General features: G+C 73.8%; 11 protein-coding genes. 6 read left to right on the top strand and 5 right to left on the bottom strand.

The window, feature by feature from the left end:
• The first annotated feature begins 50 nt into the window (after positions 1-50).
• The 6 genes from MVA48_RS03090 (at position 51) to MVA48_RS03065 (ending at position 6,365) form a co-directional block, all read left to right on the top strand.
• Positions 51-1,718: an ATP-dependent DNA ligase gene (locus MVA48_RS03090; RefSeq protein ID WP_246985697.1), complete on the top strand. Its 1,668-nt coding sequence runs from the start codon at positions 51-53 to the stop codon at positions 1,716-1,718.
• A complete protein-coding gene (locus tag MVA48_RS03085) occupies positions 1,708-2,625 on the top strand; it encodes a DUF559 domain-containing protein (RefSeq protein WP_246985695.1) in 918 nt (305 codons plus the stop codon). Before MVA48_RS03090 ends, MVA48_RS03085 begins: the two co-directional genes overlap by 11 nt.
• Before the next feature lie 55 nt (positions 2,626-2,680).
• A complete protein-coding gene (locus tag MVA48_RS03080; protein WP_246985693.1) occupies positions 2,681-3,073 on the top strand; it encodes a YchJ family protein in 393 nt (130 codons plus the stop codon).
• Positions 3,074-3,169: 96 nt separating this feature from the next.
• A complete protein-coding gene (locus tag MVA48_RS03075; protein WP_246985691.1) occupies positions 3,170-4,420 on the top strand; it encodes a globin domain-containing protein in 1,251 nt (416 codons plus the stop codon).
• 65 nt (positions 4,421-4,485) lie between these two features.
• A complete protein-coding gene (locus MVA48_RS03070; RefSeq protein ID WP_246985689.1) occupies positions 4,486-5,625 on the top strand; it encodes a globin domain-containing protein in 1,140 nt (379 codons plus the stop codon).
• A complete protein-coding gene (locus tag MVA48_RS03065; RefSeq protein WP_246985687.1) occupies positions 5,622-6,365 on the top strand; it encodes a DivIVA domain-containing protein in 744 nt (247 codons plus the stop codon). The genes MVA48_RS03070 and MVA48_RS03065 overlap by 4 nt, the downstream gene beginning before the upstream one ends.
• Positions 6,366-6,438: 73 nt before the next feature.
• On the opposite strand, the gene MVA48_RS03060 is transcribed toward MVA48_RS03065, so the two are convergent.
• From MVA48_RS03060 to MVA48_RS03040, 5 genes are all read right to left on the bottom strand, one after another.
• Complete coding sequence (locus MVA48_RS03060) at positions 6,439-7,308, bottom strand: tryptophan 2,3-dioxygenase (protein ID WP_246985685.1); 870 nt, start codon at positions 7,306-7,308, stop codon at positions 6,439-6,441.
• Between the two features lie 10 nt (positions 7,309-7,318).
• The gene (locus MVA48_RS03055; RefSeq protein ID WP_246985683.1) at positions 7,319-8,356 is read right to left on the bottom strand and encodes an LLM class flavin-dependent oxidoreductase; all 1,038 of its coding nucleotides are present in this window, start codon (positions 8,354-8,356) and stop codon (positions 7,319-7,321) included.
• Between the two features lie 36 nt (positions 8,357-8,392).
• Positions 8,393-9,328, bottom strand: coding sequence for a hypothetical protein (locus MVA48_RS03050; protein ID WP_246985680.1), 936 nt, complete (start codon positions 9,326-9,328; stop codon positions 8,393-8,395).
• A gap of 132 nt (positions 9,329-9,460) precedes the next feature.
• Positions 9,461-10,201: a sulfotransferase family protein gene (locus MVA48_RS03045; protein WP_246985678.1), complete on the bottom strand. Its 741-nt coding sequence runs from the start codon at positions 10,199-10,201 to the stop codon at positions 9,461-9,463.
• Entirely contained in the window at positions 10,198-12,501 is a 2,304-nt protein-coding gene (locus MVA48_RS03040) for an ATP-binding protein (protein ID WP_246985676.1), read from the bottom strand. The genes MVA48_RS03045 and MVA48_RS03040 overlap by 4 nt, the downstream gene beginning before the upstream one ends.
• Positions 12,502-12,539 lie beyond the last annotated feature (38 nt).

Genomic DNA, 12,539 nt, shown 5'->3' with positions numbered 1-12,539 from the left:
CCGGGCAAGGCCCGACACCTCCTGTCGGTACGCGCTGCCACGATGGCGCCGTGCTCTTCGCCGACGTCCTCGCCGCCTCGGCCGCGGTCACCGCCACCCGGTCGCGGACGGCGAAGGCGCGTGCGATCGCCGACCTGCTGCAGCGGGCCGCGCCCGAGGAGGTCGAGCCGGTCACCGCGTGGCTGGCCGGTGACGTCCGGCAGGGCCCGCTCGGCGTCGGCTGGCGCACCCTGTCGCGACTGGCGCGCCCGCCCGCGGCCGCGCCGTCCCTGACGGTGTCGGCGGTCGACGAGGCGCTGACGGTTCTCGCCGGGACCAGCGGCCCTGGCTCCACCGCCCGGCGGGAGACCGCCCTGCACGCGCTGATGGACGCCGCGACCGCCGACGAGCAGCCCTTCCTCGTGCGGTTGCTCACCGGCGAGCTGCGCCAGGGCGCGCTGGAGGGAGTCGTGCTGGACGCGGTCGCCGTCGCCGCCGACGTCCCCGCGGCCGCCGTCCGCCGGGCGTTCATGATGTCGGGGTCCCTGCCGGAGACGGCAGCGACCGCCCTCCACGGCGGGGTGACCGCCCTCGATTCCGTGCAGCTGCGCGTCGGCCGGCCGGTCCGGCCGATGCTCGCCAGCCCAGGCTCGTCGCTGGACGCCGCGCTCGCCGACCTGGGCCGGGACGTCACCGTGGAGTTCAAGCTCGACGGCGCCCGCATCCAGGTGCACCGCGACGGCGACGACGTCCGGGTGTGGACCCGCACGCTGCGCGAGATCACCGACAGCGTGCCCGAGCTGGTCGACCGCATCCGGGCGCTCCCGTGCCGCACCGCCGTCCTCGACGGAGAGACCCTCGCCGTGGACGACGACGGCCGGCCGCGGGCCTTCCAGGACACGATGAGCCGCTTCGGCAGCGACTCGGCGGACGCCGGCGTGCTGCTCAGCCCGTTCCTGTTCGACGTCCTGCACCTCGACGGCCGGGACCTGCTCGACGAACCCCTCTCCGTCCGGCTGGACGCGCTCGCCGGGCTCCTGGCCGACGACGCGCACGCCGCGCTGCGCATGCCGGGAGTTCGCTCCCCCGCCCCCGAGGAGGCGGCCGCCGTGCTCGACCGGGCGCTGGCCGCCGGTCACGAGGGCGTGCTGGTCAAGGCGCTCGACGCCCCGTACGCGGCCGGCCGCCGCGGCAAGGCGTGGCAGAAGGTCAAGCCGGTGCACACGCTCGACCTCGTCGTCATCGGCGCAGAGTGGGGCTACGGCCGCCGCACCGGCAGGCTCTCCAACATCCACCTCGGCGCCCGCGACCCCGATGGCGGCGAGCCGATCATGGTCGGCAAGACGTTCAAGGGCATGACCGACGAGCTGCTCGAGTGGCAGACGCGCACCTTTCCTCAGCACGCGGCCGAGCAGCACCCGTGGGGCGTCGTCCTCCGGCCGTCGCTGGTCGTGGAGATCGCGCTGGACAGCGCGCAGCGCAGTCCGCGGTACCCGGGCGGCGTCGCCCTGCGCTTCGCCCGGGTGCTGCGCTACCGGCCCGACAAGACGCCGGCCGAGGCCGACACGATCGACGCCGTGCGCGCCCTCCTGACCGGAACCCGAGTGGGTGCGCCAGGTGCCCATTCCGGCGCCTCGAATGGCGCTGGAGTGCACCCACGCGGGGCGGCCGTCCACAGATCGCGCGACGACGCCCCACCGGCGCAGGGCGCTCGGCACGCTCCGGCGGGTGACGCATGACCTCGGCGCCCTCATCGGTCCGGACGGCTACGCCAGTTGGGAGGAGCTGACCGCCCGGGTCGCCCGGACGACGCTGGGCCGGTGGGTGGCCGACGGCAGCCTCCTGCGCCTCCAGCGCGGCATCTACTGCCTCCCAGCTGCCGCCCAGGACTGGCGGCTCCGGCTCGAGGCGGCGGTCCGCTCCACCGGCGGTGTCGCGAGCCACCGGTCCGCGCTGGCGCTGTGGAAGCTCCTTCCGCCCGGCGGCCCCGTCCACGTCACGGTCGACCACAGCCGCAGCGGCCGCGGACCGGCAGGCGTCGTCCTGCACCGCACCCGCGAGCTGCGGGAGTCGGTCCGGCGCGTCGACGGGCTGCCCGTGTCCTGCGTGGAACGAGCGGTCGTCGACGCGTGGGGCAGTCCCGGAGGCGTCCCCCGCGCCGAACTCCGCGGCGCCGCGATCGAGGCGGTGCGCAACCGGCTCTGCCGCCCGCACCAGCTCGTCGACGAGGTGCAGCGGCGCCCCTGCCTGCCCGGCCGCCGGGCGCTGCTGGAGCTGGTCGCCCTGCTCGCCGACGGCTGCCGGAGCGAGCTGGAGATCTGGGGCTGCCTCAACGTGCTCCGCGGTCCCGGGATGCCGAGGTTCACCCTCCAGCACCCGGTCGTGGTACGCGGTCGGCGCTTCATCCTCGACGCCGCGTGCGAAGAGGTGAAACTCGCTGTCGAGACGGACGGGGCGGCGTACCACGGCTCGAAGCAGCAGCGGGAGCGCGACATCGGCCGCGACGCGCTGGTGGCCGCGATCGGCTGGCAGACGCTCCGCTTCGGGTTCCGCCGACTGACGGCGGCGGCCGAGGAGTGCCGGCGCGAGATCCTGGCCGTCCACACGGAGCGGCGTCGGCTCTTCGGCCTCGACGGTGGGCGCTGACGCGTCATTCCGGACCAGGGAACGACGCCTCGGCGCACCCGCTCAGACTGGGCACGTGACCCAGCGACGCTGCCCGTGCGGTTCAGCGCTCCCCTACGCCGACTGCTGCGGGCGGCTGCACGACGGCACCGCCACCGCCGCGACGGCCGAGCAGCTCATGCGCTCGCGGTACAGCGCCTTCGTCACCGGCGACGCCGGCTACCTCCAGCGCACCTGGCACTCGAGCACCCGGCCGCACCGGCTCCACCTCGATCGCTCCCTCCGGTGGACGGGGCTGGCGGTCCTCGCGACCACCGGCGGCTCGCTCCTGGCCGCCGAGGGGACCGTGGAGTTCCGGGCCTCCTACCTGCGCGAGGGCCGCCCGGGCGCCCAGCACGAGACCAGCCGCTTCGTCCGCGAGGGCGGTCAGTGGCGCTACCTCGACGGGATCGCGACGCGCCCGGGCTGAATTCGTACGCGTCAGATGCGACCAGATGGGTAGCCGACCGTCAGCGGAACGTGACCGCTGCCAGCGGGGGCATGAGTCGACTGGCAAGGAGTGCACGTGCTTTCCGACCGATCCCGTCCTGTCATCGAGGCGACTCTCCCGGTCGTCGCCGAGAACATCGAAGAGATCGCGACCCGCTTCTACGCCCACCTGTTCGGCGATCACCCGGAGCTGTTCGACGGCGTCTTCAACCGCGGCAACCAGGCCGACCGCACGCAGCAGATGGCGCTCGCCGGATCGGTGGCGGTGTTCGCCAGCTCGCTGGTGAAGGTGCCCGAGCAGCTGCCCGACCACCTGCTGTCGCGCATCGCGCACAAGCACGCGTCGCTGGGCATCACACCGGCGCAGTACGACGTCGTCCACGACAACCTGTTCTGGGCCATCGCCGACGTGCTCGGCGACGCCGTCACCCCGGAGGTGGCGGCCGCCTGGGACGAGGTCTACTGGCTGATGGCCTACGCCCTGATCAACCAGGAGCGGGGGCTCTACAGCGCCCGCGGGGTGCGGCCGGAGACCGTGTGGCGCGAGTGGGAGGTCGTCGAGCGCTTCCAGGAGACCGACGACGTCGTCACCTTCCGGATGCGCCGGACCGACGACCGCCTCGTGCGGACGTCGCTGCCCGGCCAGTACGTGACCGTGCAGGTGCCCATGCCCGACGGCGTCCGGCAGCCCCGCCAGTACAGCCTCACCAAGGCCGACGACGGTGACCACCGGCAGTTCTCGGTGAAGCGCGTGCGGGGAGGGGGCAAGCCGGACGGCGAGGTGTCGAACTTCCTGTGCGACCACGTCCACGTGGGCGACCGGCTGACCATGTCACTGCCGTTCGGCGACGTGGTCCTCGACGACTCCCGCCCGGTGGTGTTCGTCAGCGCCGGCATCGGCATCACGCCGATGGCCGGCATGCTCTCCCACCTGAACGCCGCCCGCTCGCGGCTGCCGATCACGCTCCTCCACGCCGACGCCGACGAGAGGTCGTTCGCGCTGCGCCGGCAGGTCGTCGCCGACGTCCGTGCCCTGCCGGGCGGAACGGCGCACGTCTGGTACGAGCGCGGGGCCAACACCACGCTGCCCGTGGAGGTCCACCAGGGGGTGATGGACCTCGACGACGTGAAGCTGCCCGACGACGCCGGCTACTACCTGTGCGGTCCCCTGCCGTTCATGCAGGGCATCCGCAGCGCACTCATCGAGCGCGCAGTCCCCGCCCGCGACATCCAGTACGAGGTGTTCGGCCCCGACCTCTGGCAGGCCGACCTGGTCACCGAGGACACCCCTGGGGTCGGGCACCACGCCGTCGCCGCGCTCGCCTGACCCGCCACCACACCCGTCGAACGTCCGGGGCCGGCGCCCCGGGCACCGCGTCCGAGGAGGCGTGCGTGGACATTCCCGCGATGCGGGCCAACTTCGCCAAGGCGGCGGCCAACGGCGACGAGGTCCCGCTGTACTTCTACTCGCACCTGTTCCTGAGCCATCCCGAGACCCGGGCGCTGTTCCCGGTCTCGATGGCCCACCAGCGCGACCGGCTCTTCGCCGCCCTGGGTGAGGTCGTGGCCCGCGTGGACGACCTCGACACCCTCGTGCCGATCCTGCAGCAGCTCGGCCGGGACCACCGCAAGTTCGGCACCGTCGCGGCGCACTACCCGGCGGTCGGCGCCAGCCTGCTCGCCACGCTCGAGCACTTCGACGACGCGTGGACGCCGGAGCTGGCCAAGGACTGGAGCGAGGCCTACACCCTCGTCGCCGAGGTCATGGTCGCGGCCGCCGACGAGGCCGCGGAGCAGCCGGCCTGGTGGGAGGCGGACGTCGTCGCGCACGAGCGGCGCACCATCGACGTCGCCGTCCTGCAGGTCCGGCCCCAGGCCCGGTACGACTACGAGGCGGGGCAGTCGCTGTCGCTGGAGACCGAGCTGCGGCCCAAGCTGTGGCGCTACTACTCCCCCGCCAACGCCCCACGCCCCGACGGCCTGATCGAGTTGCACGTCAAGGCCCGGGACGGCGGCCCGGTGAGCTCCGCGCTGGTGCGCCGGGTCGGCGTCGGCGACGTGCTGCGGCTGGGGCCGCCGATGGGGCACCTGGCGCTCGAGCCCGGCTCCGACCGCGACCTGCTGCTGGTGGCCGGCGGCATGGGGCTGGCGCCGATGAAGGCGCTGGTGGACCGGGTGGCACGGCAGGGGCCGCCGCGCCGGGTGGACCTGTTCGTCGGGTTCCGGACCGAGCAGGACTCCTACGACGCGGCCGACCTGCGCCGGCTGCAGCAGGAGAACCCGTGGCTGTCGGTCACCGTCGCCGTGTCGGCGGACAAGACGTCGTCCCTGGAGCAGGGCGACATCGGCGACGTCGTCCTCCGGCACGGCCCCTGGTCGAGCCGGGAGGTGTGCGTGGCCGGCCCTGCCCCGATGGTCGAGGACACCGTGTCCCGGCTCCGGCAGCACGGCGTCCCGGAGCAACGACTGCACAGCGAGGTCTTCGCCCCCAGCCGGATGGGGCCGAGTGTCGACGGAGAGGTGACCGAATGACCACCGGACAGAACTCCCAGGTCCAACCCGAACGGCGGCTCTCCCCGGCCGATCTGCACAACGCGCGGTTCACGCGCGCACCCATGCTGCGGCCGGGCTACGTCGACTCCGAGGTGGACCGGGTGATGAGCCGGGTCGCCGAGGAGATCGGCCGGCTGATCGCGGAGAAGGCGGAGCTGCGCGACCAGGTGACGGCGCTGCAGATGCAGGTGGAGGGCCACCAGGCCCAGCTGCCGCCCAGCGACCAGGCGGTGCGGATCCTCGCCAGCGCCCAGCTGACCGCGGACAACTACGTCGCCGAGGCGGAGGAGTTCAGTCGTCAGGTGACCGCCGAGGCGCGCACCCAGTACGAGGAGCTGACCCGCGAGGCGCGGGAGACGGCGGGGGCGATCATCCAGGCGGCGCAGCAGGCCGCGGCCACGATGACGCCGGCTCCGGTCGAGGCGGGCGAGCGCGACCTGGAGAAGCTGCAGGAGCAGGTGGCCTACCTCAAGGCGTTCGGGCAGGCCTGCCGGGTGCAGCTGCGCTCCTACCTCGAGGCGCTGCTCAGCGACATCGAGACCGAGTGGGGCCGGGCCGATCCGGCGGCGCTGCCGGAGGTCCCGAGGCCGCCCGCCCAGCGCTCGGTCGAGGCAGCTGTCGCCACGACGTTCGAGGCCAACACGGCCGCCGAGCACCCGATGGACGACGGCGACGGCGACGCCGTGGTCCCGGCGCGCGGCGCCACCAGCGCCACCTGACAACCGCGCTTTCGGTACAGAAAGCGCGGCCGGACGGCGCCGCTTTCTGTACCGAAAGCGCGGAGGGGGTGAGTCAGGTGCCGATCTCGGTGCGGACGGCGTAGAGCTCCGGGAAGAAGGTGAGATCGAGCGCCCGCTGCAGGAAGCCGAGCCCGGAGGACCCGCCCGTGCCGGTCTTGGCGCCGATGGTGCGGCGCACGGTGAGCACGTGCCGGAACCGCCAGAGCTGGAAGTTGTCCTCGACGTCGACGAGGCTCTCGCAGGCCTCGTAGACGCCCCACGGCGTCTCGGTCGACTCGTAGATCTGCCGGAACACCGGCACCAGCGCCGGCTGGAACCGCCAGGGCAGCCGGACGTCGCGCTGCAGGACGTCGTCCGCGATCGCGAAGCCCTGCCGCGCCAGCAGCCGCAGGAACTCGTCGTAGAGCGTCGGGGACGCCAGCAACTCGGCCAGCAGCTCCTGCGCGGCCGGCTCGCCGTCGAACACGGTGAGCATCGCGGCGTTCTTGTTGCCGAGGATGAACTCGACCGCCCGGTACTGGTGCGACTGGAACCCCGACGCGCTGCCGAGGGCGCCGCGGAACTGGGCGTACTCCCGCGGGGTGAGCGTGGCCAGCACCGACCACTGCTCGGTGAGCGTCCGCTGGATGTTCTTCACCCGGGCCAGGCACTTCAGCGCCGGGGCCAGGTCGTCGTCCCTCAGGTACTGCCGGGCGGCGCGCAGCTCGTGCAGGACCAACTTGAGCCACAACTCGCTGGTCTGGTGCTGGACGATGAACAGCAGCTCGTCGTGGTGCTCCGGACTGCTCCGCGGGTGCTGGGCGGAGAGCAGCCGCTCGAGGTCCAGGTACTGGTCGTAGGTCATGGCACCGCGGAGGTCGGTGCGCACCGACCGTTCGATCGGGCGGACCGACCGGTCGTCGTCGCGGTCCGAGGGCGTCACGGTTGCGAACCTAGCCGCCCGAGCGGGCGGCGACCCGCGGCGCCACCTCGGTGCCGAGCAGCTCGATGCCCCGCAGCAGGTCGTCGTGCGCCAGCCGCGGGTTCGTCATCTGCAGCGAGACGCGCGCCACGCCGCCCAGCTGGTCGGCCACCCGGAGCAGCTTGTCCGCGACCGTGTCGGGGTCGCCCATGAAGAACGCACCGTTCGGCCCGCTGGTCGCGTCGAACTGGGCGCGGCTGGGCGGGGCGAAGCCGCGCTCGCGCGAGACCTTGCTGAACATCTCGTGCCAGCCGGGATAGATCGTGTCGGCCGCCGCCTGCGTGCTCTCGGCCACGAAGCCGAACACGTGCAGGCCCACCCGCAGCTGCTCGGGGGCGTGCCCGGCCTGCGCCCCGGCGCGGCGGTAGAGGTCCACGAGCGGGGCGAACTGCCGCGGCTCGCCGCCGATGATCGCGACCATGAGGGGAAGTCCCAGCAGGCCGGCCCGCACGAACGACTCCGGCGTGCCGCCGACCCCCACCCAGATCGGCAGGGGGTCCTGGATGGGGCGCGGGTACACGCCCTGACCGGTCAGCGCGGGCCGGTGCCGGCCCGACCAGGTGACGTGCTCCGACTCCCGGATGCGCAGCAGGAGGTCCAGCTTCTCCTCGAACAGCTCGTCGTAGTCGCGCAGGCTCAGCCCGAACAGCGGGAACGCCTCGGTGAACGACCCGCGCCCCACGACGAGGTCGATCCGCCCCTGTGAGATCAGGTCGAGGGTCGCGAACTGCTGGAACACCCGGACCGGGTCGGCGGCGCTGAGCACGGCGACGGCGCTGCCCAGCCGGATCCGCGAGGTGCGCGCCGCCGCGGCGCCGAGGATGACCGGTGGCGCCGAGTCGTAGTACTCCGGCCGGTGGTGCTCGCCGATGCCGAAGGAGTGCAGCCCCACCTCGTCGGCGAGGACGATCTCCTCGAGCAGGTGCGCCATGCGCTCCGCGGGGCCGATCCGGCGTTCGGTGACCGGATCGGTCACCTGTGAGACGAAGCTGTCGATGCCCAGGTGCACAGCGGCTGAGTCAACCACCGGGCAGGAGCAGCCGCGTCAGCCGGTCGGCACCTCGCTTCCGAGGGACGACGATTCGGCGGCTCCCGCCCGCGCTGTCCTGCCGGACCGGTGGGGAAGTGCCACCCACCAGCCGTAGGCGCCGGTCGCCGTGATCGCGAGCAGCAGGCCGACGTAGCCCCACAGCCACGGGTCGTCGGCCTCGACGAACGACCGGTGCCAGATCACCACGACCAGCTGGAGGACGCCGAAGACCGTGTACGTCACGCCCGGGATGCGCAGCCGGCTCAGGTCGCCGTCGCCGATGGCCAGGGCGGCGGCCAGCGCGAGCGCCAGCAGCCAGGCACCGATGACCTGGGCGCTGAGCGGCATGATGTCCCAGGGCCAGAAGCGGGTCATGGGCATCACGTGGTGGTGGACGGTCAGTCCGCCCGCGAAGAGCATCGCCCCGGCGGTGAGCAGCACCGCCCCCTCGGCGGCGAGCGCGACGGTGAGCCAGTCCGGCATGAGCCGGCGGGCCGGCCCGGGGAGGGGCCGCCCCCGCTCCTGCCGGAGGACGACCAGCAGGCAGACCACCGGGATCACGAGGTAGACCGCGAGCCACACCCACGCCGCCAGGCGCGCGACCGCTCCCCCGGAGGTCAGCAGCAGCTTGTGGTTGTGGACCAGCGTGGCCACCGCGGTCAGGACCGTGAAGACGGTGACGGTGATCACCGGGATGCGGATTCGCGCCCAGGACCGTTCGCGCAGCGAGAGCAGGGAGAGCACGAGGCCGGCGGCGTACGCCGCGCCGAGGAAGGCCGCGGTCAGCTCGGTGTGGATGGCCCACACCCAGTAGCGGTCGGTGACGTCGGCGAGCACCAGCAGCTGGTTGACCGCCAGCGCGGTGAGCACCGCGAAGGCGACCAGCAGCCGACGGGTGCCCCTGCGCACGTCGTCCGGCGCCTGCCGGGTGTCCGGTTCGACCGATGTCATACCTGCCGCCCCTGTCGATGGGCTCGGGCGAGCGCGGGTCGCCGAGGACCGCGACTCGGTGTCGGCACGCGCAGCGTCGTCCTCGGTTCCGCCGGAGACAAGAGGATCAGGGCCAACCGCCTCCCGGACCCGTCACACGGTCCAGCCGGGGAAGCCGCGGCCGGCGAACTGCCGCAGCCGCTCGGCGTCGTCTCGCAGCCGCTCGGCCAGCTCGTGCCGGACACGGTCGGGGATCGCCGGCGGCTCGTCCCTCGACTCGTTCCAGCGGGCGGCCATGTCGGGCGACCAGAAGCCGTGGTCGATCCGCAGGTCGGCGAACAGCCGCCGCAACGCGCTACGGCGCTGCTGGCGGAGCTCCTCCTGGGCGACGATCGTGATCCGGTCGGCGAACGCGCCGCACGCGAGGAACGGCGCCAGGCGCTCGAAGTATCGCCCGCGGGACACGTACTGGCTGGCGGGGTCGAGCAGGGCCTCGGCCAGGGGCCGTCGCTCGGTGCCCTCGCGGCGGTGGTGCCGGTACTGGGAGACCGCCCGGTCGATCGGGTCGCGGACGGCGTACACGAGCCGCGCGCTGGGCAGCAGCGCCGCCATGCGCCCGGCCACCTCGGGATGATCGGGCGACGTGTAGCCCGGGGACGCCTCCCCGCGCACCTGCGCCGACGGGTCGAAGTGCGCCGCGTACCAGGCGGTTCCCCGGTGCCAGTTGCCCCGGGCCCAGCCAGTGCCGTCGGCGGCCACGTCGGGGCCGATGAAGAAGTTGAGCTCCTTGGGGTGGGACATCGCGGTCTGCGGGTGCAGGTCCAGGTACCGGTGCAGCGAGGTGGTGCCGCACTTCATCGCTCCGACGATGATCACGGTGGGCAGGGCGCTCACCGGCGTGAACCCGCAGGCGGGAAGGCCTCGGCCAACAGCTCGTCCATCGGCGCCTGCGCCCCGGCCACCAGGTCGGCGGCCCACGCCTCCTCGTCGCCCGGGCGGCGCACCGGCTGCAGGGACCGTTCCAGCAGCGCGGCGTCGGGCGGATCGATCGGCAGGTCGGCCGACTCTCGCAGCGCGGTGGCCGCCCCCAGCATCAGAGCGGCCCGCCGTGGGTCACCCAGCCCCGCGAACGCCCAGGCCAGGAGCTCGAGGAGGGCGATGGTCATGTCGGGGTCCTCGAGCGCGACGGCCTCGTCGGCCACCGCGCGGGCCGTCTCGTATGCCTCGGTCGTCCGGCCGAGCTGGAGCAGCGCCGCGGCGATGTTGAGCTGGTCGGCCACGACCGCCCAGTCGTCGCCGAGCTTCCGGTCGAGGGTCAGGGCCTGGGTGAGCCGCTCCAGGGCGGCGGCCGGCCTGTTCTCGTCGACGTCCATGATCGCCAGGTTCGACAGGGCGGCGGCGAGCAGCTGGTCCTCTCCGTGCCCGCGGGCCAGCCCGACTGCCTCGTCCAGAAGCCGTCGGGCGGTCCCCGGCTCCTCGAGCGCCCGGTGGGCGATGGCCAGGCTGCTCAGCGTGCGGACGGTCTCCCCCGCCTGGCCTTCCCGCCGCCAGTAGACCAGGGCTCGCTGGAGAGCGTCCCGTCCGGCCGCGAACTCGCCGTGCTGGACGAGCAGCACGCCGAGGCCCCGCAGGGCGTTCGTCGACTCCGGGCTCTCCTGCCCGGCGGACGACGCGACGGCCTGGGCGAGCCAGCGGCGCCCCTCGGCCTGGTGGCCGCACGTGTACCAGTACCGGTACAGCGCCCGGCAGAGGCGCAGGCCCAGGACCAGTCCCGGTCCGGGGGTGCCGGACGCCGGCAACGCCCAATCCAGGACCGCACGCAGGTTGTCGAGCTCCCCGCCGATCCGGTCCTTGGCGCTGGAGTGCAGACTGGTCTGCAGCTGGGGGGCAACCGCCTCGGCCAGGGCGACGTAGTGCTCGCCGTGCCGCCGGCAGGCGGCCTCCCGCTCCCCCGACTCGGCGAGCTGCCGCCGGGCGAAGCCCGCGATGGTGACCAGCAGCCGGAACCGCGGTTCGCCGTCGACGCCCTCGATGACGGTGACCAGACTGGCGTCCAGCAGGTCCTCGAGAGCCACCAGCGGATCGGGGTGGTCCGGGACGACCGCAGCCGCGGCGTCCAGGTCGAAGTCGCCGCCGAAGGCGCCGAGCTGGCGGAAGAAGTGCTGGAGGTCGCCGTCGAGCATCCCGTAGCTCCAGGCCACCGTGTCGTGCAGCGTCCGGTGCCGGTCCGGCACGGGCAGCCGACCCGCCGCCAGCTCGAGCCCGGCGGCCAGGCGGCTGCGGAGCGCCGTCGGCCCGAACACCTTGACCCGCGCGGCGGCCAGCTCGATCGCCAGCGGCAGCCCGTCGAGCATGCCGCAGATCTCCGCGACGGCGGCGAGCTCGGCGTCGTCGGGGGCGAAGCCGGGGCGGACCATGCGGGCGCGCTGCACGAACAGGTCGACCGCCGGCTCACCGAGGGGGGCGACGGGGTGCTGGTGCTCGCCGGGGACGTGCAGCGGCCGCCGCGACGTCGCCAGCACCCGCGCGCCCGGGGCGGTCAGCAGCCGCGCGACCACCTCGCCGGCGCCGGGCAGCTGCTCGAGGTTGTCCAGGACCAGCAGCGACGGCGCGGCGGCAAGGAAGGCCACGACGTCGCCGGGGTTCCGGCCCGAGGGCGGCAGCCCCAGGTTGTCGGCGATCGAGGCCCACATGAGCTCGGCCGTCGTCGCCGCCTCCAGGGGCACGAACCAGACGCCGTCCGGGAAGTCGTCGGCCAGGGCCGTCGCCGCGGCGATCGCCAGTCTGGTCTTGCCGGCTCCGCCGGGGCCGGTCAGCGTGGCCACCCGAGCGCCACCGCTGGTGAGCAGCGCGCGGAGTGCCGCCACGTCGCCGTCCCGGCCGACCAGCGACGTGGCCGGTGTCGGCAGGTGGGTGGCCCGGCCCAGGCTGCGCAGCGGCGGGAACTCCCGCGGAGCGCCTTCGACGGTCAGCTGGTGCAGCCGCTCGGGCTCCGGGAAGTCCTTGAGCCGGTGCAGCCCGAGGTCGACCACGGAGGTCCCGGGCGGGAGCTTCGTACCGGCGATCCGTCGGGTGGCCTCGGTGAGCACCACTTGGCCGCCGTGCGCGAGGCCGGCCACCCGAGCGGCGAGATGGACGTCGAGACCGACGTAACCCTCCTCGTGCGGCGTCGGCTCACCTGTGTGCAGTCCCATGCGCACCCGCACCGGCGCCCCCGCCGCCACGGGTACGC

Origin of the sequence: Blastococcus sp. PRF04-17 (assembly GCF_023016265.1) — a bacterium.
In the GTDB taxonomy this organism is placed as follows: Bacteria; Actinomycetota; Actinomycetes; order Mycobacteriales; family Geodermatophilaceae; genus Blastococcus_B.
The sequence above is the reverse complement of the archived record's forward strand: the minus strand, read 5'-3'. Positions and strand labels throughout refer to the sequence as shown.